This is a genomic window from Streptomyces bicolor (assembly GCF_000719285.1).
Lineage (GTDB): Bacteria > Actinomycetota > Actinomycetes > Streptomycetales > Streptomycetaceae > Streptomyces > Streptomyces bicolor.
Genome location: NZ_JOFS01000023.1, coordinates 83,648 through 108,447, shown reverse-complemented (window position 1 = coordinate 108,447; position 24,800 = coordinate 83,648). Strand labels below are relative to the sequence as shown.

At 71.6% G+C, this 24,800-nt stretch carries 16 protein-coding genes, 1 pseudogene and 1 riboswitch; of the genes and pseudogenes, 9 read left to right on the top strand and 8 right to left on the bottom strand.

What is annotated here, in order from left to right; translation table 11 throughout:
- Positions 1 to 309: 309 nt before the first annotated feature.
- The 3 genes from IF78_RS0128260 to IF78_RS0128250 form a co-directional block, all read right to left on the bottom strand.
- On the bottom strand, positions 310 to 1,473 hold the full coding sequence (locus IF78_RS0128260) for a VWA domain-containing protein (protein WP_031477546.1): 1,164 nt from the start codon (positions 1,471 to 1,473) through the stop codon (positions 310 to 312).
- 166 nt (positions 1,474 to 1,639) lie between these two features.
- A complete protein-coding gene (locus IF78_RS0128255) occupies positions 1,640 to 4,543 on the bottom strand; it encodes a DUF5682 family protein (protein WP_267882940.1) in 2,904 nt (967 codons plus the stop codon).
- A gap of 416 nt (positions 4,544 to 4,959) precedes the next feature.
- On the bottom strand, positions 4,960 to 6,102 hold the full coding sequence (locus tag IF78_RS0128250; RefSeq protein WP_031477542.1) for an ATP-binding protein: 1,143 nt from the start codon (positions 6,100 to 6,102) through the stop codon (positions 4,960 to 4,962).
- A 167-nt stretch (positions 6,103 to 6,269) separates the two neighbouring features.
- Here IF78_RS0128250 and IF78_RS0128245 point away from each other — a divergent pair, with 167 nt between their 5' ends.
- Both IF78_RS0128245 and IF78_RS0128240 read left to right on the top strand, forming a co-directional pair.
- The gene (locus IF78_RS0128245; protein WP_031477540.1) at positions 6,270 to 7,625 is read left to right on the top strand and encodes an SWIM zinc finger family protein; all 1,356 of its coding nucleotides are present in this window, start codon (positions 6,270 to 6,272) and stop codon (positions 7,623 to 7,625) included.
- Between the two features lie 217 nt (positions 7,626 to 7,842).
- On the top strand, positions 7,843 to 9,480 hold the full coding sequence (locus IF78_RS0128240) for a DUF5691 domain-containing protein (protein WP_031477539.1): 1,638 nt from the start codon (positions 7,843 to 7,845) through the stop codon (positions 9,478 to 9,480).
- An 89-nt stretch (positions 9,481 to 9,569) separates the two neighbouring features.
- Here the strand turns inward: IF78_RS0128240 and icmB are convergent, their stop codons facing one another.
- The gene (icmB, locus tag IF78_RS0128235) at positions 9,570 to 9,992 is read right to left on the bottom strand and encodes a coenzyme B12-dependent isobutyryl CoA mutase small subunit (RefSeq protein ID WP_031477538.1); all 423 of its coding nucleotides are present in this window, start codon (positions 9,990 to 9,992) and stop codon (positions 9,570 to 9,572) included.
- 644 nt (positions 9,993 to 10,636) lie between these two features.
- Between icmB and IF78_RS0128230 the strand changes: the two genes are divergently transcribed.
- Complete coding sequence (locus IF78_RS0128230) at positions 10,637 to 11,512, top strand: lipase family alpha/beta hydrolase (protein ID WP_031477537.1); 876 nt, start codon at positions 10,637 to 10,639, stop codon at positions 11,510 to 11,512.
- Between the two features lie 285 nt (positions 11,513 to 11,797).
- The gene (locus tag IF78_RS0128225) at positions 11,798 to 13,297 is read left to right on the top strand and encodes a M23 family metallopeptidase (RefSeq protein WP_031477536.1); all 1,500 of its coding nucleotides are present in this window, start codon (positions 11,798 to 11,800) and stop codon (positions 13,295 to 13,297) included.
- Between the two features lie 65 nt (positions 13,298 to 13,362).
- On the opposite strand, the gene pcrA is transcribed toward IF78_RS0128225, so the two are convergent.
- Positions 13,363 to 15,849 (bottom strand): DNA helicase PcrA, encoded by a 2,487-nt coding sequence (gene pcrA / locus IF78_RS0128220; protein ID WP_031477535.1) that lies wholly within the window; start codon positions 15,847 to 15,849, stop codon positions 13,363 to 13,365.
- A 344-nt stretch (positions 15,850 to 16,193) separates the two neighbouring features.
- Positions 16,194 to 16,363, top strand: a riboswitch (cyclic di-AMP (ydaO/yuaA leader).
- Positions 16,364 to 16,371: 8 nt separating this feature from the next.
- Between pcrA and IF78_RS0128215 the strand changes: the two genes are divergently transcribed.
- Both IF78_RS0128215 and IF78_RS43960 read left to right on the top strand, forming a co-directional pair.
- Positions 16,372 to 17,544 (top strand): C40 family peptidase, encoded by a 1,173-nt coding sequence (locus IF78_RS0128215; protein WP_031477534.1) that lies wholly within the window; start codon positions 16,372 to 16,374, stop codon positions 17,542 to 17,544.
- A gap of 365 nt (positions 17,545 to 17,909) precedes the next feature.
- Positions 17,910 to 18,926: pseudogene (locus tag IF78_RS43960) on the top strand (tellurite resistance/C4-dicarboxylate transporter family protein).
- Here the strand turns inward: IF78_RS43960 and IF78_RS0128205 are convergent.
- A complete protein-coding gene (locus IF78_RS0128205; RefSeq protein ID WP_031477533.1) occupies positions 18,904 to 19,257 on the bottom strand; it encodes a hypothetical protein in 354 nt (117 codons plus the stop codon). The pseudogene IF78_RS43960 and the gene IF78_RS0128205 sit on opposite strands and share 23 nt — an antisense overlap.
- Positions 19,258 to 19,816: 559 nt before the next feature.
- Between IF78_RS0128205 and IF78_RS0128200 the strand changes: the two genes are divergently transcribed.
- On the top strand, positions 19,817 to 20,878 hold the full coding sequence (locus IF78_RS0128200) for a C40 family peptidase (RefSeq protein ID WP_031477532.1): 1,062 nt from the start codon (positions 19,817 to 19,819) through the stop codon (positions 20,876 to 20,878).
- A gap of 37 nt (positions 20,879 to 20,915) precedes the next feature.
- Here IF78_RS0128200 and IF78_RS0128195 read toward each other — a convergent pair whose 3' ends face one another.
- Both IF78_RS0128195 and IF78_RS0128190 read right to left on the bottom strand, forming a co-directional pair.
- On the bottom strand, positions 20,916 to 21,635 hold the full coding sequence (locus IF78_RS0128195; RefSeq protein WP_031477531.1) for a LuxR C-terminal-related transcriptional regulator: 720 nt from the start codon (positions 21,633 to 21,635) through the stop codon (positions 20,916 to 20,918).
- A complete protein-coding gene (locus IF78_RS0128190) occupies positions 21,632 to 22,957 on the bottom strand; it encodes an ATP-binding protein (RefSeq protein WP_031477530.1) in 1,326 nt (441 codons plus the stop codon). The genes IF78_RS0128195 and IF78_RS0128190 overlap by 4 nt, the downstream gene beginning before the upstream one ends.
- A 143-nt stretch (positions 22,958 to 23,100) precedes the next feature.
- Here IF78_RS0128190 and IF78_RS0128185 point away from each other — a divergent pair, with 143 nt between their 5' ends.
- Together IF78_RS0128185 and IF78_RS0128180 are read left to right on the top strand one after the other, a co-directional pair.
- Positions 23,101 to 24,534, top strand: coding sequence for a PspC domain-containing protein (locus IF78_RS0128185; protein ID WP_031477529.1), 1,434 nt, complete (start codon positions 23,101 to 23,103; stop codon positions 24,532 to 24,534).
- The gene (locus tag IF78_RS0128180) at positions 24,521 to 24,772 is read left to right on the top strand and encodes a hypothetical protein (RefSeq protein WP_031477528.1); all 252 of its coding nucleotides are present in this window, start codon (positions 24,521 to 24,523) and stop codon (positions 24,770 to 24,772) included. Before IF78_RS0128185 ends, IF78_RS0128180 begins: the two co-directional genes overlap by 14 nt.
- The last annotated feature ends 28 nt before the right edge of the window (positions 24,773 to 24,800 follow it).

Sequence of the window (24,800 nt, the reverse complement as noted above, 5' to 3'; positions counted from 1 at the left end):
CCAGGTCAAAACGGGGTGGTTCCTCCCGTGCGGCGGAATGAAGTACACGTGACGAGCGTGGAGTCGGCGGCGACGCGGTATGGGGCAGCGGGGCGCGGCGCACCGCTGAAAAGGCGCGTCGATCCTCGCACGCCCCTCCGGAGGTCGCGCAAGCCCCCCGCTACCGATGGGTACTCATGTCCGTTTTGCTGGCCCAAGTCGGTCGTCACCAGGTCGACAAATCACCTGCAAATCCTCGCCGTTACCTTCCTCGTTTCCCGCCTCACACGACGTCCTGCATGGGATTCAGCGCGTCGTCCGGCGCCGGCGTCACACGGCGTCCGGCACCGGAATCGGCCGCTTCTCGATGGCCGCCGCCATCACCTCCGGGAACAGGTCGGGCGTGCAGGCGAAGGCCGGTGCGCCCAGCGCCGCGAGCGCGGCCGCGTGTTCCCGGTCGTAGGCGGGTGCCCCCTCGTCCGACAGCGCCAGCAGGGCCACGAACTGCACGCCCGACGCCTTCATCGCCGCGACCCGCTTGAGCATCTCGTTCCGTATGCCTCCCTCGTACAGGTCGCTGATCAGCACCACCACCGTCTCCGCGGGCCGCGTGATCTGCGACTGGCAGTACGCGAGCGCCTGGTTGATGTCCGTGCCGCCGCCGAGCTGTGTGCCGAACAGGACGTCGACCGGATCGTCGAGCTGGTCGGTGAGGTCGACGACGGAGGTGTCGAAGACGACCAGCCGTGTGCTGATGGACCGCATCGACGCGAGCACCGCCCCGAACACCGACGCGTACACCACCGACGCCGCCATCGACCCGGACTGGTCGATGCAGAGGATGACCTCCTTCTTCACGGACTGCGACGCCCGCCCGTACCCGATGAGCCGCTCCGGCACGACCGTCCGGTACTCGGGGAGGTAGTGCTTGAGGTTGGCCGCGATCGTGCGGTTCCAGTCGATGTCGTGGTGGCGTGGCCGGTTGATACGGGCACTGCGGTCCAGAGCACCGGTGAGCGTGGCCCGGGTACGGGTGGCGAGCCGCTTCTCCAGGTCCTCGACGACCTTGCGCACGACGGCCCGTGCCGTCTCCTTGGTGGTCTCCGGCATCGCCCTGTTGAGCGAGAGCAGCGTGCCCACCAGGTGCACGTCCGCCACCACCGCCTCCAGCATCTCCGGCTCCAGGAGCAGCGTGGACAGCCCGAGCCGGTCGATGGCGTCCCGCTGCATGACCTGTACGACGGACGACGGGAAGTACCTCCGGATGTCCCCGAGCCACCGCGCCACGGACGGCGCCGACGCCCCGAGCCCCGCCGAACGGTCCTTCCCCGCCTGCGCCTTGTCCCCCTTGCCGTAGAGCGCGGCCAGCGCCCCGTCCATCGCGGCGTCCCGCCCGGAGAGCGCGCACCCGGTGCCGTCGGCGTCGTCCCCACCCAGCACCATCCGCCACCGCCGCAGTCGCTCCCGCGCCGGGTCCATCGCCTCGCCCGTCATGCTCCTCATGCTCGTCATCGGCACGCTCCCTCACGGGGCCGCTCCCACAAGGGGATCACCGGGACGGTCGTCGTCCTGGGGCCGGCCTTGCGCCGACACCCCGTGCGCTGCGCGGACGGCTCCCTCGCTCCGGCCCGCGCCCTCGGCTCCCTCACTGCGTCGGTCGTCATCCCGTCACCCCCACAAGGTCGTTCTCGCCAAGGCGGTTGTCACCAGGGCTGCTGTTGCCGTGCCTGTTGTTGCCATGCCCGTCGTTGCCATGCCCGTCGTTGCCATGCCCGTCGTTGCCTGGGCTGTCGTCCCCAAGGCCGCCCTCGATGCCCTGCCCCGTTCGCCCGAGCCCCAGCAGCAACCGCACCACCGGCACCACGGCATCCGCCCGCTCGACATCGAGTTCGGCGGCGAAGCCCGGTATGCCGGGGCCGCCGACCCCCGCGCTCCCCCGCTGCCCCGGCCCACGCCGGACCAGTTCCCCCAACGTCCGCCGCACCCCCGGCTCATACGCCGAGAAGGTCCGCCTCAGCAGCGGCAGCACGTCCGTGAACGCGTCCGCCGGCACCCCCGTCAGCCACGCGTCGACCAACCCGAGCAGCCGCTCGTCGTGCACCAGCAGCATCCCGCCGCCGGAACCCCCACCGACGAACCCCTCGATCCACGCGGCCGCGTCCGCCGGCGGCGTCCCCGGCGACAACGCCAGCCCCATCAGCCGCGCCGCCTCGTCCTGCGCCAACTCCCCGTCGTCCAGCAGCAACCGCACGCCCCGCCCTCGGATGACGCCGGGCACGGTGTCCCGCAGGGACAGCACCCGGAGCACCCCATGCCAACGGCTGCGCAGGTCCCCGTGACCGAGGGCGCGCGGCTGGCTGCTCTGGGCGCCGTGCCCTGCCGCAGTTTCCTCGCCTCCGCCGCCATGCCCTGCCGCGGTCCCCTCGCCTCCGCCGCCGTGCTCTGTTGCAGCACCCTGGCCCGAAGCAATGCCTTCGGTCCTCCGCCCCGATCCGGCTGCCGCGCCCCGCGTGCCCTCCCCCGAACCGACCACGTCGCTCAGGAGCCCGACCGCTCCGTGCACCGCGTCCACATGGCGCCGCATCTCCTCGGCCGCGTCCGCGTCCAGGGCGGCGCAGGCCGGGGGCAGGCCGACGAAGACGCGCTCGGCGAGACCCGCGGCGACCTCCGCCAGCGCGCCGGTGTCGGTGCCCCGCACGTCCCCGTACCTCAGGGAGCGGACCAGTGCGGGCATGGCCTGGGCGAGATGGCCGACATCGGCGTCCAGAGCGGCCCGGTCGGCGAGGATCCGCATCACCACCGGCAGCGCGTCCGGCAGTTCGGCCAGCAGGCAGCGCTCGGCGAGTGCGGTGACGTCGACGAGGCCCTGCGCGGCGACGGCGTCCGCCTCCGCTTTGGCGGTCGCCGCGGCGAACACGGTGGTCCCCCACACCCCGGCCTCCGCGACCCGCACGGCCAGCTCGGGCTCCCACCGCAGCCGCCACGTCTCCCGGAACGTCCCCGTGCTGCCCCGCGACGCGGCCGGCTCACCCCACTCCACGCCGAGCAGCCGCAGCCGGTGCAGCAGCCTGCTGCGCTCGGCGTCGTTCTCCTTGCGCAGGTCGAGCTCCAACTCCCGCTCCGCCGCCTCCGGTTTGAGCCGCAGCCGACGCTGGATCCGGTCGAGGTCCCGCTGCAACGGCACCGCCGGCGCAGACCGCGGCACCTCCCCCAGCACGTCCCCCACGACGAGCCGGTCATGCACCAGCGCCAACGGCACGTCCGAGCCGTCGCACATCACCGCCCGCACCGCGTCGGTCGTCTCGCTGAGGCCCGGCAACGGGCGCCCGCGCATCGCCGCGAGCGTCTCGGCCAGTCGTACCGCTTCGATGACATGCGCCGAGGACACGATCCGATCCTCGTCCCGCAGCAACCCGGCCACCTTGGTCATCCACCGCTCGACCGGCCGGTCCGGCGCGCCGAAGAGGTGCCCGTACCACCCCGGCGAGTCGATCCCCGCCCCGTACCCGCTGACCCGAGCCAACCGGCGATACGTCCACGGCACCCAGGTCATGTCCGCCTTGACCTTGGGGAGCCCCTTCAGCAGTGCCTTGTCGGCGCCCACGGTGCTCTTCTGCCGCAGCGCGGGAACATGCCACGCCCCGCACACCACGGCCACGTCGTCCCCGAACTCCCGCTGGGCGGCGCGCACTTGCAGCCGCATGTACGCCTCCCGCACGAGATCCCGCTCATGCCCGCCGCTTCCGTACGCCTCCCGCAACGCCCCCATGGCCTCCTCGAGCCCGAGAAACGGCGCGAACGCGTCCCCGTCCCCCATGCCCCGGTGCTCGACGACGTCCTCCCACCATCGCTCGGGATCGTCGTACCCGGCGGCATCGGCGAGCACGGCGAGCGGGTCGACCCGGACGTCGACACCGGGGCCGTTCCCCTCGGCCCGCTGCCCGGCGGGCTCGCCGGCCTGCCCTCCGGCGCGCTCGCCGGCCCGGTGATGGGCAGGCTCTCCGACCGGTTCCCCGCCAACCTCACCAGACCGTTCCCCGCCAGGCCCTCCGCCAGGTTCGCCACCCCGCTCCCCCGCGCTCCCCCCGGCAGGCTCACTCCCCTCCTTGTGGGCAGGCACCGGCTCCACGTCCTTGCCCCACGCCAACGTGTGCGTGGCCGGCAGGTCGATGAAGCGGGCCGGTACACCTTTCTCCGAGGCCCAGCGGATCGCGACCCACTCCGGGGAGAACTCGGCCAACGGCCAGAAGGCCGAGCGGCCGGGCTCGTCCACGGCGTGGGCGAGGAGGGCGACCGGCGGTCGCATGGCCTCGTCGGCGGCGAGCGGGATGAGGGCGTCCGCCTCGGGCGGTCCCTCGATCAGCACGACCCGCGGCCGAGCGGCCTCCAACGCCGCCCGCACGGCCCGCGCCGACCCGGGCCCGTGATGGCGTACGCCGAGCAGTAGCGGCCCCGGCGACTTCGATGCCGGGACAGGTGCGGCCGAGGTGTCCGAGCATCCCGCCGGCACTTCGCCCGCCAGGTGGGCACCCGCCTCCGCGCCCTCGCTCCCGGCCCTGTCCATGCCCATCACTCCGTCCCCCTCGGTCCCAACCACCCGACGAAGCCGCTGATCGCTCCGTCGTGCTCGCCCCACACCCGACGCATCCCGTCACCCCTCACAGCACGCTCCCCCACTCCTCCACAGCCACCGAACGGCGCCGCCGACCACGCCCTCCTGGTCGAGCCCGTGACCAGGAGGGCGTCGCCACAACTCACCGCCCTGGCCTCATCCGTCCGTCACCGGCCCATCACCGCTCGGCCCCATCCACCCCTCAGGGCCCACCCACCGGACCTCACCCCCCGGCCTCGACTACCCGGCCCCCTCCCCCATCCGGCCCTGTCACCCGACCCGTGGCACCTGGGCCACTGACCCGCCACCGCCACCCGACTTCGATCCGCCGCTCGGGCGGCCCCACCCCAGGTCGTCGCTCTCGCCGTTCACGCACTCACCTCCCGGCACGCCCGGTAGAAGTCCGTCCAACCGTCCCGTTCGCGCACGACCGCCTCCAGGTACTCCTGCCAGATGACCCGGTCGGCCGCCGGATCGCGGACGACGGCGCCGAGGATGCCCGCGGCGATGTCACCGGACCGCAGCACCCCGTCGCCGAAGTGGGCGGCAAGGGCAAGGCCGTTGGTGACGACGGAGATCGCCTCGGCCGTCGACAGCGTCCCGCTCGGCGACTTCAGCTTCGTGCGGCCGTCGGACGTCACCCCGTCGCGCAGCTCACGGAAGACCGTGACGACGCGGCGGATCTCGTCGATGCCGTCGGGCACGACCGGCAGGTCGAGGGAGCGGCCGATCTGGTCGACGCGGCGGGAGACGATGTCCACCTCGGCCTCGACGCTCTCCGGCAGCGGCAGCACGACCGTGTTGAAGCGGCGGCGCAGGGCGCTGGAGAGGTCGTTGACGCCACGGTCGCGGTCGTTGGCGGTGGCGATGAGGTTGAAGCCGCGTACCGCCTGCACCTCCTGCCCCAGCTCCGGTATCGGGAGCGTCTTCTCCGACAGGATCGTGATCAGCGTGTCCTGCACGTCGGCCGGAATGCGGGTCAGCTCCTCGACGCGGGCCGTCATCCCCTCCGCCATGGCCCGCATGACCGGGCTGGGCACGAGGGCGTCCCGGCTCGGCCCGTGGGCGAGCAGTTGCGCGTAGTTCCAGCCGTACCGGATCGCCTCCTCCGGCGTGCCCGCAGTCCCCTGCACCAGCAGCGTCGAGTCGCCACTGACCGCCGCGGCCAGGTGCTCGGACACCCACGTTTTCGCGGTGCCGGGCACGCCGAGCAGGAGCAGGGCGCGGTCGGTGGCGAGCGTGGTGACGGCGACCTCGACGATGCGACGCGGGCCGACGTACTTCGGTGTGATCACCGTGCCGTCCGGCAGAGTGCCGCCGAGCAGATATGTGGCCACGGCCCACGGCGACAGTTTCCAGCGGGCCGGGCGCGGACGGTCGTCCTGCGCGGCCAGCGCGGCGAGTTCATGAGCGAAGGCGTCCTCGGCATGCGGACGCAACGCCTCGGTCGGTTCCGTCTCCCCCGCTTCGACGGACGTCGGTTCTGACATCGGTGCTACGGACACAGGCATGGCGAAGTCCCCCTCCAGCTCGGCTGGTTCAGCCGGTTTCGGATCTGGCATCCACGTTGCACCACGCCACTGACAATGCGTTCCCACCTGCGCAAACGCGCTCGCACGACGGCCGGTGACGCCTTCGTCCGGACCGATTGTCAGTGGTGGGATCTACCTTCGATGGCATGACTCAGCAGGGGGTGCGCTGGACCGCGGACCAGGTGCTGGCACTGGCGCCTGACGTCGCGTCACGCAAGGCGGGAAGCAAACTCGGCGCGGCGGGGCCGTGGTCCGAGGCGGGGAGTGCCGACGAGGGGACGGTGTGGGGACTGTGCAAGGGCAGTGGCAGCAAGCCGTATCAGACGGTCATCGACATCGCGGACGCCTCCGGGCCCGCGTACAAGTGCAGTTGCCCGAGCCGGAAGTTCCCGTGCAAGCACGCGCTCGGGCTGCTGCTGCTCTGGGCGGAAGGCGATGGCGCCGTGCCGCCCGGATCGCCGCCGGACTGGGCGGAGCAGTGGATAAAGGGGAGAAGGCAGCGCACGGAGGAGAAGCGGACAGCGGACGCGTCCGGTTCCTCCTCCGGGTCCGGTGATCCGGAGGCGGCGCGGCGCAGAGCGGAGCGTCGGGCGATGCGGGTCACCGCGGGCGCGACGGAGCTGGAGCAGCGCCTGGCGGACCTGCTCCGCGGCGGCCTGGCCGGAGCGGAGCAGGCGGGGTACGGGCTGTGGGAGGAGACGGCGGCCCGCATGGTCGACGCCCAGGCCCCCGGACTGGCCGCGCGGGTTCGGGAACTGGGGGCGATCCCGGCGTCCGGCCCGGGCTGGCCGGTACGTCTGCTGGAGGAGTGCGCTCTCCTCCACCTCCTCGACCAGGGCTGGCTGGGCCGCGAGCGGCTGCCCAACGGTTTGGCGGACACGGTCCGCTCCCGCATCGGCCTCCCCGCGTCGGCGGACGGGCCGCCGGTGCGGGACCGCTGGCTGGTCCTCGCCCAGTACGACACGGCGGACGTGAAACTGACGACGCGCCGGATATGGCTGCACGGCGCCGACTCCGGCCGTACCGCCCTGCTCCTCTCCTACGGCGCCGCCGGCCGCGCCCCGGAGCTGGCGCTGCCGGTGGGGCTGGCCCTGGAGGCGGAGGTGTCGGCGTATCCGGGCGCCGGGCAGCTGCGGGCCGCCCTGGGTGAGCAGTTCGCACCGCCCGCTCCGGCGGCGATACGGCCACCGGGTGTGACGACGGCCGAGGCGACCGCCCGCTATGGCGAGGCGCTGCGTGACGACCCGTGGCTGGACTCGGTACCGGTGACTCTTGACCGGGTCGTACCGACCCCGGACGGCAACTCGTGGCAACTGGCGGACGCCGACGCGGACTCGGCTCTGCCGCTCACTCCGGCCGCCCGTGCCCGCCCCGGCCTGTGGCGCCTGGTCGCGCTGTCGGGCGGAGCCCCGGTCAAGGTGTTCGGCGAGTGCGGCCACCGCGGCTTCACCCCGCTGACGGCCTGGCCGGACGGCGCGGGCGAGGCGGTACAGCTGTGCTGAGCGGCACGCCTCGCGGTAACCGTGGGCAGGACCACCTGCCTCTGCTTCCCATTCGCCAAGCGCCGGGCCGTGCGCGGTTCGGCGACCGTGCGACTGGCCACGAGCAGCTCGCCGCCCCGACCGGACGCCCCACCACCCGGCACACCGACCACCCGACGCGATTCGGCCCACCCCCACTCCACGGCACCCAGCACGAAGGCAGAGAGGAAGGAACCTGATGAACAGCCCCTCCGTTCCCGTGGATTCGCCCGCGCCGGGCGCCTGGGAGGAGCTCGTCACGGCGGCTCTGCTCGGCACGGACCGGCGTACGCCGCCGGGCTGCGCGCCGGGCCGGGAGGCGCCGGTGGCGCTGCTGGACGCGGCGGCCATGGAGACCGTACGGCGGCGAGCCGGGCTGCGCCCGACGCGTGCGGCACCGCGACCGCAGCCGGCTCCCGAGGATCCGCGTCCCGCGCTGCCCTCGGCGGCGGCGCGCAGGCTGGCGATGCTGCTGGCCGACCGTCCGGGCACGGCCGGCGGGGGCCGTAGAGGCACGGCACCTGACCTGATGGAGCTACTGCCGCAGTGGCTCGCGACGGCGAACGACCGTGGTTACGCACCACCCTCTCAGGCGCTGCCCGCGCTTCTGGACGCGGCGCGGGGGCGTACGGATCTGCGGCCGGCGGCGCTGACCTTCGCCGGCCCGCGGGCGGTGTGGCTCGCCAGGCTGAACCCGGACTGGCGCTTCGCCCTGCGCGCGACACCCGGCGGTGGCGCGGCGCTGCCGCATCTCGAGGACGCCGGCGAGGTCCAACAGCTGTGGCAGGAGGGATTGTTCGCCGAGCGGGTCGCCCTGCTCTCCGCGATACGGGCGCGCGAGCCCGTCGCCGCGCGCGAGCTGCTGGCCACGACCTGGGCGACGGAGCGGGCCGAGGACCGGCTGATGTTCCTCGACTCGCTGCGGACCGGGCTGGGCCCGCAGGACGAGCCGTTCCTGGAGCAGGCGCTGGCCGATCGGAGCCGCAATGTCCGGGCGACGGCGGCGGAGTTGCTCTCCGCCCTACCGGGCTCGGCACTCGCCGCGCGGATGGCGGCACGCGCCGAGGCCTGCGTCGCGCTGGACCACACGCAGCAGGCGCCGACGATCGGTGTCGAGGCACCGCACCAGTGCGATGCGGGCATGGAGCGCGACGGGGTCGTGGCCAACGCTCCGGCGGGGCGAGGCGAACGGTCATGGTGGTTCGGGCAGTTGGTGGAGGCGACACCGCTCAGCACCTGGCCGGGGAGGCTGGGTGGTCGTACACCGGAGGAGATCGTGGCGCTGCCGGTGACCGACGACTGGCAGGGCGAGCTGCACGCCGCGTGGTGCCGGGCGGCGGTACGGCAGCGGGACGCCGAGTGGGCGCGGGCTCTCCTGGGGTCGCCCTCGGCCCCCGAGGCGGGCGGTCCGGGTGCGGTGTCCCTGGCCGAGCGGGCGAAGCTGCTCGGCACGCTGGGCGCCGCGGAACGGGCTGAGTGGGTCGCCGGATTCATCGCCACGCACGGTCTGTCGGAGGCGTTTCAGCTGCTCGGGGTGTGCGCGGTGCCGTGGGCGCCGCCGCTCGGGCGAGCGGTGGTCGACGCGCTCAACATCGCGCGGGACGCGGGGAGTTATCCATGGAGCTTCAGTGGAGTGATGGGCCTGGCCGAGCGCTGCCTCGACCCGGCCGAGGCGAGCCGCCTCGACGGCCTGCTGGCGGTGCCGGACGAACCGGAGGATGCGTCGCCGGGGGCCGGAGGGTACTGGGCGGAGGCGTTCCAGCGGTTGGTGACGACGTTGCGGTTGCGGGCGGCAATGATCGAGGAACTGGACCAGGACAGCCCGTCCGGGGTTTGAGGGCGAGGCCGGTTCAGGGCCGAAGCGGGAGTCTGGGGGCGGCAGCCCTCAGGACCGGTCGCCCCCACCCACCCGCACCGGAAATGGGCTCAACCGCCGGAGGCAGCCGGCTGCCGCACATTGGCCCGCACCCAGTCCACGATCGACTGCGTCGTCGCCCCGGGTGTGAAGATCTCCGCGACGCCCTTCTCCTTCAGCGGGGCAATGTCCGCCTCGGGGATGATCCCGCCGCCGAACACGAGGATGTCCTCCGCGTCCCGCTCCTTGAGGAGATCGATCACCGCGGCGAAGAGCGTGTTGTGGGCGCCGGAGAGGATGGACAGGCCGATCGCGTCGGCGTCCTCCTGGATCGCTGTGTCGACGATCTGCTCGGGTGTCTGGTGGAGCCCGGTGTAGATGACCTCCATGCCGGCGTCGCGCAGCGCCCGCGCGATCACCTTGGCCCCCCGATCGTGGCCGTCGAGTCCCGGCTTGGCCACCACCACGCGGATCGGACCGGCTGCCACAACCATCACTGCCTCCATGAAGCGACTACATCCATCCGTACCGACAAGTACCGCTCATGTATGAGTTATGCCGCACACGACGTACATGTCATACATGGTGCGCGTATCGCACTTTTCCGTCGCTCACCGCACCGGACGTGCCACGACGACACGGACGCCCGGGCCACACCGCCCGGGGAAGTGAACGAACGTTATCTCCAGCATCCCGCAACCGGCAGTTTCGCGGTGCAGACCGAGGGGGAAATCACACGGTGGGACACGTTCGCCGCGCACCGTTCCACATATCTGCGGCACACGGGCCGCAGAACGCGGCACAAGCGTCGCAGCGGGACCAAGCGCAACGGGAGCCGCAACGAGGTCGCCGCACCACCGCGCCGCAGGGCCGCGCGACATGGTGGTGCGGCGTATCGACGGTGGCACGAAGGGCACGTAGGGCAGGTAAGGCACGACAGCGGGGAGCCTCGTCGCCACACCGGCAGGGAGCCTCGTCAGGTCATCGGCGCACCATGGCCCACCGGGCCGACCCACGTCACGCGCCTCGCTTGCCCCATGCGTCCTCCGCACACGCCGCCGGCCACCTCCGCCGCGACTTCCCACGAGGGCACACGGGGGCCGGAGCCGTCCTCCTGCGTGCCGCAAGGAGGTCGGCCATGAAGGTCACCGGGGCAGCACTCCCCTTTCTTCCGCTCTGTCGGCGCCTGCTTCCGAGCAGTCTCGCCGGCCTCTCCCTGGCCCTACTGAAGGCGACCGCCCTGGAGCTCGCGATCCTCGCCGGTCACCTGCTCCTGTACCCGTCCGGAATCACCCAGGAGCGCCGGACCACCCCCGCACTCCCCGCACAGGGCTCCCCGGACCCCCGGGGAACCACCCCACTGCCGACGGAGACGAACCCGCCGGTCGTCCTGCTGCACGGCTTCATAGACAACCGCTCGGTCTTCGTCCTGCTGCGCCGCAACCTGGCCCAGCACGGCAGGCACCAGGTCGAGTCGCTCAACTACTCCCCGCTGACCTGCGACATCCGCACCGCCGCCGAACTGCTCGGCCGGCATATAGAGGAGATCTGCGAGCGCACCGGCAGCCGCCAGGTCGACATCGTCGGGCACAGCCTCGGCGGGCTCATAGCGCGTTACTACGTGCAGTGCCTCGGCGGCGACATCAGGGTCCGCGCGCTGGTCACGCTCGGCACACCGCACTCCGGCACCAGCGTCGTCCCGCTGGCCAACGCGCACCCCATAGTGCGTCAGATGCGTCCCGGCTCACCGCTCCTCGATGAACTGGCCCGCCCCGCGCCCGGTTGCCGTACGCACTTCGTGAGCTTCTGGAGCGACCTCGATCACCTGATGGTCCCGCTGGAGACGGCCTGCATCGACCACCCGGACCTGATGGCGCAGAACGTCCGCGTGAGCGGCATCGGCCATCTCGCCCTGCCGGTACACCCCGCCGTGGCGACCGGAATACGGCAGGCCCTCGACTCGGCCGGAACAGGAGCCGAGGCCACCCGGGCCGGCGGCCTGACGGTGGCGTGACCGACACCCCTCAACGGCTCCCCCGGCATCCACTTCAACACCTGAATCACACACGCCGCACAGCCTCGGGACAGCCGAGCGACATCGAACAATCTTCGAACACAAGGCCAAACTCGCGCCCGCAGTCCGCCAAAACACGGCCGAATGCCCGTTTCCTGCGCGCGCGAAACCTGCCGAAGATTGTCGCGCCCGCATACCGCCGGGTACAGTCGCCGCACTGCTCTGGCAGCCCCTGTTGTCGAGGCGAGAGAGAAGTTGGTGAACGATCGTCACCCGTCGGGGACCATGACCTCCCCGGCTCCGGCTTCCGATGCCGCCTCGGCGCAGTACGCGTCGTACGGCGCCCAGGAAGCCCACTACGGTGACTCCACCACGTACGGTGCGTACGACGCCACCGGATTCGACGCCGGCGGCCACACCGCGACCTTCGACGCGGACCCCCTGTTCGGCAGTCTCCCCGGCGAGAGCACGGGCACGTACGACGCCACGCAGTGGTCCACGGGCAGCCAGCACACCCTGAACTACGACGCGTACGCGGCTCAGCACCACGCCACCTACGACTCCGGCGCGTACGACACCACCGCCTGGACGACCGGCCACCAGCAGCTTCCCTTCGTCCCGCACCAGGCCACCGGTCACGACACCTCCGGCCAATGGGATGCGAGCGCCTGGCTCCAGCCCGACCAGTCCGGCGCGCAGGCCGACCAGGGCCAGCAGTGGGAATGGGGTACGCAGACCTTCGACACGGGCACGTACGACGCCACCCAGTGGAACTCCGACGGCGGCGCCACACAGGCGGCCGACGAGTACGAGCAGCCAGCAGAATCCTTCGATCAGCAGGCGACCGCCCACTTCGAGCAGATCGAGCACGGCGTCCCCACGGCGTACGACGACCCCACGGCATACGACCACCCGACCGGCTATGACGGCTCCGCCCAGGACGGCGTCGAGCTGACCGCCTCCGGTGAACTCCCCGACGCGGCCCCGCTCCTCGATGACCAGGAGGAGGGCGCCCCGGTCCCCTCCCCGCGCGCCGCCTCCCGCAGCGGGTCCCGCTCCCGCCGCCGTACGCCCCCCAAGCGCTCCGCGCTGCTGACGGTCGCCGTGCCCTCGGCGTGCGTGATGGGCGTGGCGGGTATCGCCGCCGCCTCCGTCGGCAGCCTGACCGACGACAAGGACACGTCGACGACCGCGTCCGACGCGACCGCCGTGAAGCCGTCCACCGCGAACAACAAGCTGGACACCCAGCTCGAGAGCCTCTCCGCCGGCGCCGACGACTTCGCCGACCGGGCCAGCCGTACGCAGGAGCGCATCGACCTCAAGGCCCAGCAGGCGGCCGAGAAGAAGAGGGCCGCCGAGGAGGCGGCCCGCAAGGAGCGGCTGCGCCCGAAGTTCGCGATTCCGGTCGCCAACCACGGCCTCAGCGCCTACTTCGGCCAGTCCGGCATCAACTGGATGTCCGTGCACACCGGCATCGACTTCCCCGTGTCGTACGGCACGACGGTGATGGCCGCGACCGACGGCACCGTCCGCACACAGTGGAACAGCGCCTACGGCAACATGATGATCGTGACCGCGAAGGACGGCACGGAGACGTGGTACTGCCACCTCTCCAGCTACCGTGTCGCCTCCGGTACGACGGTGAAGGCCGGCGACCCCATCGCGTACTCCGGCAACTCCGGCAACTCGACCGGCCCGCACCTGCACTTCGAGGTCCGCCCGGCCGGTGGTTCGCCGATAGACCCGCTCTCCTGGCTGCGCAGCCACGGCCTGGACCCGACGTAAGGCAGCGCACATAACGCACCCGCTGAACCCCCGCCGTTCCAGCGGGGGTTCACCGCTTGGGCAAGCTAGAGCTTCTCCACCGGCGCATACCGCAGCAGCAGCCGCTTCGGCTTGGTGTCCCCGAAGTCGATCGTCGCCTCGGCGTTCGCGCCCGTGCCCTTGACCGCCATCACGGTGCCGAGTCCGAACTGGTCATGCGTGACCCGGTCCCCGACCGCGAGCTGGACGACCGGCTTCTCCGAGGTCCGCCGTGTGGCGAAGCCGGACGCGCCGGACGCCGACGAGCGCGAGCGGGACGAGGACAGCGAGGCCGCCACGCCTGCCGCGGGACCGGAGGACACGGACGCGGTCGCCCCCGTCCGCTTCCAGTCCACGTGTGCCGCCGGGATCTCCTCCAGGAAGCGGGAGGGCGGGTTGTACGACGGCTGCCCCCACGCGCTCCGCATCGACGAGCGCGTCAGATACAGCCGCTCACGCGCGCGCGTGATGCCGACGTACGCGAGCCGCCGCTCCTCCTCCAGCTCCTTCGTCTGGCCGAGGGCACGCATGTGCGGGAAGACGCCGTCCTCCATGCCGGTGAGGAAGACGACCGGGAACTCAAGGCCCTTGGCGGTGTGCAGGGTCATCAGGGTGATGACGCCGGAGCCGTCCTCCTCCTCGTCGGGGATCTGGTCGGAGTCGGCGACGAGCGCGACCCGCTCCAGGAAGTCCGCGAGCCCGCCGGAGGCCTCGCCCTCACCCGACTCCTGCTCGAACTCCAGGGCCACGGCCGCGAGTTCCTGAAGGTTCTCGATACGGGTCTCGTCCTGGGGGTCCGTGGAAGCCTGCAACTCGGCGAGATAGCCGGTGCGTTCGAGCACCGCCTCCAGGACGGTCGCCGGTCCCGCGCCGGACTCGACGATCGTACGGAGCTCCTCCATCAGCGTGTTGAACCGCTTGACGGCGTTGGTCGACCGCGCGGCCATGCCGTACGCCTCGTCGACGCGGCGCAGCGCCTGCGGGAAGCTGATCTTCTCCCGCTGGGCGAGGGCGTCGATCATCGCCTCGGCGCGGTCACCGATGCCCCGCTTGGGCACGTTCAGAATCCGGCGCAGCGGCACCGAGTCCTCCGGGTTGGCGAGAACCCGCAGGTAGGCCAGGACGTCCCGGACCTCCTTGCGCTCGTAGAACCGAACCCCGCCGACGACCTTGTAGGGCAGCCCGACGCGGATGAACACTTCCTCGAAGACACGGGACTGGGCGTTCGTCCGGTAGAAGACCGCGACATCACCGGCCTTCGCCTCGCCCGCGTCCGTCAGTCGGTCTATCTCGTCGGCGACGAACTGCGCCTCGTCGTGCTCGGTGTCCGCGACATAGCCGGTGATACGGGCGCCCGCGCCCGCGTTGGTCCACAGGTTCTTGGGGCGGCGGGACTCGTTGCGCTCGATGACCGCGTTGGCGGCGGAGAGGATCGTCTGGGTGGAGCGGTAGTTCTGCTCCAGCAGGATGGTCGTCGCGTCCGGGTAGTCCTCCTCGAACTGGAGGATGTTACGAATGGTGGCGCCCCGGAAGGCGTAGATCGACTGGTCGGCGTCACCCACGACACACAGCTCGGCGGGCGGGATGTCGTACTCGCTGGGCGGCACGTCAACGGGGTGCTCGCGGGTGCCGACAAGCTCGCGCACGAGCGCGTACTGGGCGTGGTTGGTGTCCTGGTACTCGTCGACGAGGACATGCCGGAAGCGGCGGCGGTAGTGCTCGGCGACGTCCGGGAAGGCGCGCAGCAGATTGACCGTCGTCATGATCAGGTCGTCGAAGTCGAGGGCGTTGGCCTCCCGCAACCGCGACTGGTACAGGGCGTACGCCTGGGCGAGGGTCTTCTCGAAGCCGTCACTCGCCTGCGCCGCGAAGTCCTCCTCGTCGATCAGCTCGTTCTTCAGGTTGCTGATCTTGGCACTGAAGGACTTGGGCGGGAACCGCTTGGGATCGAGATCGAGATCCCGGCAGACGAGCGCCATCAGCCGCTTGGAGTCGGCGGCGTCGTAGATCGAGAAGGAGGACGTGAACCCGAGCTTCTTGCTCTCCCGCCGCAGGATGCGCACGCACGCGCTGTGGAAGGTCATCACCCACATCGCGTTCGCGCGCGGGCCGACGAGCTGCTCGACGCGCTCCTTCATCTCGCCCGCGGCCTTGTTGGTGAAGGTGATCGCGAGGATCTGCCCCGGATGCACATTCCGCTCGGCCAGCAGGTGGGCGATGCGGTGGGTGAGCACACGCGTCTTGCCGGAGCCGGCGCCGGCCACGATGAGCAGCGGGGTGTCCGAGTGGACGACGGCCGCCCGCTGGTTCTCGTTCAGCCCCTCCAGCAGTGCGGCCGCGTCGATGGCCGGGCGGGGGGCGCCGTCGCGGTAGTACCCGTCCCGGTCCGGAGGCACGTCGAACTTCCCGCCGAACAGATCGTCCGGAACCGGCTCCGGAGCGTGATCGTCCTCGGGCGGAGGCGGGGGTTCTCCCTCGTGGGCCCGCGGGGCCTGGAGGTCCGCCAGGAAGCTGTCGTCAAAGAGGCTGCTCATCGCTCTCCGAGTCTAGGGCGCCCCACTGACAGCCCGCCGCCGCCCCGAGAACATCGCCCGTTTCGAGACCCGGCGAGCTCCCCGCACAGCCCGCCCTCCCCCCTCTCACCCTCCATGACCCGGCCGTCACAATCCGCGACCGAAGACAGACATACGACTCCCCTCGGCCCAAACAACCCCAAGTCACCCCACCGACCCCCCAATCAACCACCGCTGGCGGCAAACAACGACAAGGTCACGAAAATGTATCGGGCATATCGAACATCAACCTTCACAGGGGCCACACGAGTTGGCTACCGTGCCGGACAGGCCGCACGACCCCCACCGGCGAACGTCGCCGGGCCGCGCGGCCTCCGCCGAGTCCGGTACGCCATCGCGCAGCCGGAGCCGGGGACCCACCGACTTCTGGGGTGAATCGGCCCGACTTCCCTCCCGGGAACGGCCGTAGGGCAACCCTTCCGAACCACCCGCCCGAACCCGACAGCTAACCCGGTAGGCGGAGCACGGAAGGAGTCGCCTCCCTTGGCGTCGCACCGCAAGTCGCGTCCCGCGGGTACGCGCGTAGCAGGCATACGGACACCCGCCCTCGCCACGGCGGCCCTCACATCCGTGGCCCTGCTGTCCCAGACGGCCAACGCGAGCCCCTCGACGGACGACAAGCCGAGCCTCGAAGAGGTCGAGAAGAAGGTCGACGACCTCTACCGCCAGGCGGAGTCGGCGACGGAGAAGTACAACGCGGCCAAGGAGAAGACCGCGAAGCAGCGCAAGCGTGTCGACACCCTCCTCGACGACGTCGCCCAGCGCACCCAGGAGCTCAACGAGGCGCGCGAGGAACTGGGTTCCTTCGCGGCCGCCCAGTACCGCACCGGGGCCGCCGCCCCCGACACGGCGACGTTCCTCCTGGCGGACACCCCGCAGGACTACTTCGACCAGACCCAGCTGATGGACCGCCTGACCGGCCGTCAGAAACAGGCGGTCGACGACTACTTCACGCAGCAGTCCGCGACGATGAAGAAGCGCCAGGAGGCCACCCAGAGCCTCGAGACGCTCACCGAGTCGCAGAACGACCTGCAGACCGCCAAGAGCACCGTCCAGACGAAACTGTCCGACGCACGCGAACTCCTCTCCAAGCTGACGGCGGAGGAGAAGGCGCGCCTCGCCGCGATCGAGAAGCGCAAGCAGGAAGAGGCCGCACGCAAGGCTGCGGAGCTGGCCCGCCAGCAAGCCGAGGCAGAGGCCGAGCGCCGGCGCCAGGAGGCCGCCCAGCAGCAGGAGACCACCGAGCCGCCGGCCGACTCCAGCGCCTCGGACTCATCCTCCACGGACTCGTCATACGCCACCAAGGCCGAGAAGGCCCTGGCCTTCGCCCGCTCCCAGGTAGGCAAGCCGTACGTCTGGGGCGCCACCGGCCCCGACTCCTACGACTGCTCCGGCCTCACCCAGGCCGCCTGGAAGGCCGCCGGCGTGGACATCCCCCGCGTCACCTACGACCAGGTCAACGCGGGCACCACGGTCTCCCTCGCCAACGCCCGCCCCGGCGACCTGATCTTCTTCTACGACGATGTCACCCACGTGGGCATCTACATCGGCAACGGCATGATGATCCACGCCCCGAAGCCCGGCGCGTACGTCCGCGAGGAGTCGATCTACTACGACGGAGAGTCGTCGATCCACAGCGTGGTCCGCCCGGCCTGACGCACGCGTGCGCGTGCCCGTCGTCCGTACAGGCGCGCGCACGCGGACTATCGCCTGGGCCCCACGGAGCCGCACCCGCGTACGGCGGGAAGGGGACGTGTCGGGGGGTGTCCGCCCGCAGTGGCCGGCGTCAAGAAACGGCACCTCCCGCCCGACCCCAGCCGCCGGTCCGAGGACGGACACCCCCCGGCGCGGCCCCGACCCACCCACCGACCGCAGGCGCTACGCGCACCCCCAGAGGACAGCGACGGGCCGCCGCAGGCACCCCCGCCCAACCGCCGCAGGCACCCCGCACCCGCGCGTATTTCGCCCCCACGCGCGCGTGCCCCACCAACCCCCCCACCCCGCTCCCTAGCATCGGCGCCATGCCCGCCACCACCGCCCCGACCACCGCAACCAACCCCGCATCCCCCCTCCGCACCTGGTGGTCGCAACGTCCCCCCACAGCCGGCGCAGCCGTCATGGCAACCGGCATCCTCTCGGTGGCCCTGCACCAGACGAACCACGAGACCCTGTCACGCATCGCCCTCACCCTGGCCGGCGCGGCCTGGCTGGCGCTCGCCGGCGACTTCGTCGCACGGCTCCTGTGGGACCGCACCAGGTGGACGAAGGAGGCAGCCACCCCGGCCGCACTGACCGCCATCGCCGCGACGACGGTCCTGGGCACCCGTTTCACCACGCTCGACTGAGAGACCCTCGCCAAGGCCCTCCTCGCCCTGGCGGCCGTCCTCTGGCCAGGCCTCCTCATCGCCGTCGTACGCCACTGGCACCGCCGCATGCCCGGCGCGGTGTTCCTCGGCTGCGTGGCCACCCAGGGCCTCGCCGTCCTGGCCGCGACACTCGCCGCGACCGAGACCTCGGCCTGGCTCGCCCACACGGCACTCGCGCTCTTCTGGCTCGGCCTGCTGCTCTACGCCGTCGCCCTGCCCCGCTTCGACCTGCGCGAAGTGGCCCACGGCGCCGGCGACCACTGGGTGGCGGGCGGCGCCCTCGCCATCTCCGCACTCGCCGGATCGAGGCTCATCGCCGCCGACGGCGCCGACCTGTACCTCTGGAACGACGACGACAGCGGCGTCCTCCGCGCCGTGACCGCCGCTGTCCTGGTACTCGACCTGGCCTGGTACGCCGTCCTGGCCGTCGCCGAGATCGCATGGCCTCGGCCGCACCACGACGTACGCCGCTGGGCAACCGTGTTCCCGATGGGCATGACGGCGGCGGCGACCCTCTCCGTCGCCTCCGCCCTCGACGTGCCGTGGCTCGAGACCCCCGGCGAGGCCCTGCTGTGGATCGCGGTGGCGGCCTGGTCGGTGGTCACCGCCGGCGCGGTTGTGGCCTACAGCCGCCCGTCGTCCGGGGAGGTCACGTCCACAACACGGCGATGAAGACGTTCGCCGTGGTCAGCAGTCCCACCACGCCGAACAGGCTCTTGTCCACCTTCTCCTCGTCCCGCTTCACATACACGAGCCCGAGGATCACGACCAGCAGCGCCAGCTTCACGCCGATCTTGATGTTGTTGACGGACTGATCGTCCGCCTGGTTGAGCCCCACGAGGATCACGCCGGTGACCAGCATGGTCAGCGCACCGTGCAGCATGCCGGGGACGAACCGGGCGGTGCCCTGGCCCATCGCCTTCATCTGGGTGAGGAAACCCCCGAGCAACGCGGCGATGCCGATGATGTGCAGGCCGACGAAGAGATGGATGAGTACGTCCATGGAGCCGGAGCCTAATCACCATCGACCGCCCACCCGACACCACCCCATCCAAGCTCGCCCCCGCCCCTCCGACAACCCACCCCTCCGCCCTTCCACCCGCCACCCTCCGCGCCCTCCTTCCGATCTTGCATATATGCGGCCCATAGCAGCCCGCCGCCCCCGCGAACCCCGAAACCGCCACATCGGTCATCACCCCGCGTGGACCAGACGCCCGTGTCCCGGGATCACGCTCACTTACGGTCATCACCCGGTCCGCTCCCGGCACTTCCGCACAAAGCGTTACCGACCCGTCACACCGAGGTTTAGCGTCCTCCACCAGGTGACCGGCTCCCCACCGCCGCCCGGGCCAGGGGCGGCAGCCGACACCACCGCCGAGAAAGGTCCGGCGGCGGCCCGCTCCCCCTGTGTGGGCCGTCGCCGGGCGCGTAACCGGCCGGTGCGGCCGTACGTCCGCTCCCCCAGGCGCTCGTACGTCCGCCGCTCTCCCGGTCGGCCATAGGTCCGCCGCCCGGCGGACGTGACAGGACGAGGCGGTCGTACGAAAGGACGTGCAGTCCACGTGGCAGCGCACCGAAAGCCCCGTCAGCGCTCGGTCCCCGGCAACACGGCCCGCACGGCATGGACGATCGCGCTGGCGGGCGCGGCGAGCGCGACCGGCTTCGACGGGACCGGACACGCCGAGCCGCAGCTGACGCCGGCGCAGGTCAAGGCGAAGGTGGACAAGCTGTACCAGGAGGCCGAGGTCGCCACCGAGCAGTACAACGGCGCCAAGGAGAAGGCTGACGCGGCCCAGCGGCGGATCAGGACGCTGCAGGACGAGGCCGCACGCAGGACCGAGCAGCTCAACTCCGCGCGGGAGACCCTGGGTTCGATGGCCGCGGCACACTACCGCGACGGCGGCATCGACCCCGCCCTGCAGCTCGCGCTCTCGAACGACCCCGACCGCTACCTCGATGCAGCGGAGTTCGCCGAACGCGCCGGCAACCGGCAGGCGGCCTCCGTCGCCGGCGTCCGCGATCAGCTACGGGAGATCGAGCAGCTGCGCGGCGCCGCCCGCGTCGAACTGACCTCGCTGCAGTCCCGCCAGGCCGAACTGCGACGGCACAAGAACACGATCACCGGCAAACTGGACGCGGCCAGGAGCCTGCTCGCCCGGCTGACCGCCGAGGAGCGCGCCCGGCTCCAGGGCAGCGGTGACCGCGCCGCACGCTCCTCGGCGGGCACCCGCGACGCGCTCACGACCCCCGGTTCCACTGCCGCGCAGGCTCCCAACTCCCGTGCGGCGGCCGCCATTTCATACGCCTACTCCAAGCTCGGCAGCCCTTATGTCTGGGGCGCGACCGGCCCGGACGCCTTCGACTGCTCCGGCCTCACCCAGGCCGCCTACCGCTCGGCCGGCCTCTCCCTGCCTCGCACCACCTACGCCCAGATCGACGCGGGCCGCCGCGTCTCCCGCTCCGAACTGCTCCCGGGCGACCTGGTGTTCTTCTACTCCGGCATCAGCCACGTGGGCCTCTACATCGGCAACGGCCAGATGATCCACGCCCCGAACCCGTCGGCACCGGTCCGGGTCGCCCCGCTCGACGAGATGCCGTTCGCGGGGGCGACGCGGGTGGTGTGAACGAGCGAGCCGGGACCGCAGGCCCCATCCCTCATGGCTAGACCAGGCGCCGTGCCGTGGCCCACCGCGTCAGCTCGTGCCGGTTGGACAACTGGAGCTTCCTCAGGACCGCGGAGACATGGGACTCGACCGTCTTGACGGAGATGTAGAGCTGCTTGGCGATCTCCTTGTACGCGTAGCCACGGGCGATCAGCCGCAGCACTTCCCGCTCGCGCTGGGTGAGTCGGTCGAGGTCCTCGTCGACCGGCGGCGCGTCGGTCGACGCGAACGCGTCCAGGACGAACCCGGCCAGGCGCGGCGAGAACACCGCGTCGCCGTCCTGGACGCGGAAGATGGAGTCGACCAGATCGGTGCCGGTGATGGTCTTGGTCACGTACCCCCGCGCACCGCCGCGGATCACCCCGATCACATCCTCCGCCGCGTCCGAGACGGAGAGCGCCAGGAAGCGGACGGGCTGCTCGGCGTCCGCCATCAACGAGGCGCAGCGGCGCAGGACTTCGACGCCGCCGCCACCCGGGAGGTGCACGTCGAGGAGGACGACCTCGGGCCGGGTCGCGGTGATGACCGTGACCGCCTGGTCGACGTCCGCGGCCTCGCCCACGACCTCGACGCCGGTCTGCTCGGTCCGGCCGATCTCGGCCTGGACTCCCGTACGGAACATGCGGTGGTCGTCGACGAGGACCACGCGCACGTGCCGCTCGCCCCCGCTGCCGCCGGTCGACTCCACGGGCTCGTTGGCCTCGGTCGGGTCGCTCATGACGTCTTCTCCGCCCTCTCCATCTCCAGCTCGACCTCCGTACCGCCGCCGGGTACCGCCCGGAGCCGGGCCGTACCGCCGTTGCGCTCCATGCGGCCGATGATCGATTCTCTAACGCCCATGCGGTCGGCGGGTATCGAATCGAGGTCGAAGCCCGGACCGCGGTCCCGGACGGACACGAAGACGGTCTTCCCCTCCACCTCGGCGTAGACCTGCACGGCGCCGCCCTCGCCACCGTACTTCGCGGCGTTCACCATCGCCTCGCGCGCGGCCTGCATCTGGGCGCCGAGCTTCTCGTCGAGCGGGCAGTCGCCGACGACCACGACCTCTATGGGGACGCCGTGCTTGTCCTCGATCTCGGCGGCGTTGCGCCGGACAGCATCGGCGAGGTTGGTGGGTTCGTCGGCCTCGTCCTTGCCGGTGCCCTCGGGTTTGTAGAGCCAGGTGCGCAGGTCGCGCTCCTGGGCGCGGGCGAGGCGGCGGACCTCGTTCGCGTTCTCCGCGTTGCGCTGGATCAGGGTCAGCGTGTGCAGCACCGAGTCATGGACGTGCGCGGCGACCTCGGCGCGCTCCTGGGCGCGGATGCGCATCAGGCGCTCCTCGGAGAGGTCCTGGGTCATCCGGACCAGATACGGCCCCGCGAGGAGCGTTATGCCGACGAGGACCGCCAGGGCCGCCTGCAGGACGGAGCCGAGGTGGGCGGCGGAGCCCTGCAGGACGAAGATGCCGGAGACGCCTGCGGTGACCAGTACGACGCCGCCCGCGGCGCGCAGCAGAGTGAGGTTGCGCCGACGCCGCCCGACCTCCATCCAGCGCGCCCGGCGTGCGTTGTCCGCCTGACGCCAGACCAGGGCGACGCCCGCGCCGACGAGCACGGCGGGCAGGAGGTAGGCCTTGGCGCCGTTGCCCAGGTCGACGCTGCCGACGAAGACCATCGCCACGACGACCATGAGGAGCAGCGCGACGATCTGCCCCTTGTCCGGCTTGCGGGCGACGAGTCTGCGGCGGCCGTCGGCGGCGGTCTCGGTGGCGAAAGGAGATGGCCGCTGCGCGTCGACACCGCCGACGCCGAGCGGCACGAAGAACCAGAACGCGGCATACAGAAGCGCGCCCAGGCCGTCCGCCATGAACAGGCCGACGAACACGAGCCGCACCCAGATGACGGGCAGCCCGAGATGCCCGGCGAGCCCCCGCGCCACGCCCCCGAGCCAGCGTCCGTCGCTGCTGCGGTAGAGCTTGCGCGGCGGCCGCGGTTCGACGAGTGGCGCTGCTGCGGCTTCCGGCATGCCATCGATGTTCACACGCCCGGCCCACCGGGGCATCAGGGTCGACCCCCGAGACTCCCCTGATCTTCGGAGCCGGCCGCCTCGAACGCTTCCCCCGCCCCTGCCTCAGGGCCGATATCAGGGTCCGACCAGGGTCATTCCGACTCCCGTCGAGCCGACCCGCCCGTCACCATGGACACATGACTGATCACCAGCACGCCGCGGACCCCGTGCCCGAGCCGGACCCCGTGCCCCCCGCGGGCACTCCGTCCGGCCCGGCGCCCGCGAGCGCCGCGGGTGAGGAACCGCGCGCACACGCGGGCGCGGAAACAGAGGCGTCCGCCGAAGCGGGCGTACTCGCCCCGCCGCACAGGTTCCGGCGCGACCGGCGGCACAAGATGCTGGCCGGCGTGTGCGCCGGGCTCGGGCGGCAGTGCGACATGGACCCGGTGATCTTCCGGATCACCCTCGCCGTGCTCTCCGCGACCGGCGGCATCGGCCTCATCTTCTACGGCTTCGCCTGGCTCTTCGTCCCGTACGACGACGAGGACGAGAACGAGGTCCGCAAACTTCTGACGGGCCGAGTGGACGGCCAGGCACTGACGGCCGTGCTGTTCGCACTCGTCGGCTGCGGCGTGTTCCTGACGCTCCTGACCAACGGCAGCGTGCTCGCCTTCGCCGTAGTCCTCTCGATCCTCCTGGCGGGCGCCGGCTACTGGTCCCGGAACCGCGGCGCCCCCGACCCCGACCTGCTCGCGGCCCAGGCCGTCGCCGACGCCCCACCGGAGGCCCAGGCACCACCGGTCCCCGCCGCCTACGGCTCCTGGTGGCGCGACCCCATCGTCAAGGACGGCACCCACGAGGGCGGCACCGGTTACCTCTGGGGCCCTCGCGACTCCCGCGACCGCGACATCGCGGCGGCCGTGAACATCGGCCTCGGCACCAGGTGGAACAGCCGCGAGGACATGCGCGCCCGGAGTCCTCGTCCACCGAAGCAGCGCGGCCCTCGCTGGATCGGCGGCTGGGTGTTCCTGTTCGCCCTGCTCGCCGGTGCCCTGGGCATGAGCGCGACCTGGGAGGACCACGCCCTCGGCACCAGCCTGCAGACCGGCCTGTCCTGCGCGCTGCTCGTCCTCGGCCTGGGCATAGCCGTGAGCGCGTTCCTGGGCCGCACCGGAGCGGGCTCCATATTCCTGGCGATCATCACGGCGGGCCTGCTGGCCGCCTCGGCGGCACTGCCCAAGGACATCAGCACCCACTGGATCGAAAGGAACTGGCGGCCGGCGGCAGTGGCCGACGTCCAGCCGCAGTACGACCTGGGCACCGGCGTCGGCACCCTGGACCTGACCGGGGTGAAGTTCGCCGAGGGCCAGACCGTGACCACCAGAGCCGATGTGGGCGTGGGCGAGCTGAAGGTGATCGTCCCCAAGGACGTGACCGTCAAGGCGAGCATCGACGTAGGAGTGGGAGACATCCAGTTGCCGGGCGACGACGAACGGGACGTGGACGTGGCACCGGGCAAGCACAAGGAGCTGACCCTGACACCGCCCACAGGCACCAAGGCAAGGGGCACGCTCGACCTCGACCTCAGCGTCGGCGTGGGACAGGCGGAGGTGAGCCGTGCTACGTCATGAGTTCCAGCCCGGCAGGCTGGTCGCCGGCGCCTTCCTGACCCTCGCGGGCATCATCTACGCCGGCGACGCGGGCGGCGCCTGGGAGACGCCCTGGTTCGTGGTGATCCCACTGGTCGTGGGCGGCCTGTGCCTGGCGGGCGTAGCGGCGGCGACGACCCGAGGCATACGCAGACGCCGCCGATCACACCAGGGAACCACCACGACACCCCCGGATCCCCAACCGAAGGCACCCTACTGACCCCTGACCGACCAACGGCTCTCCAACG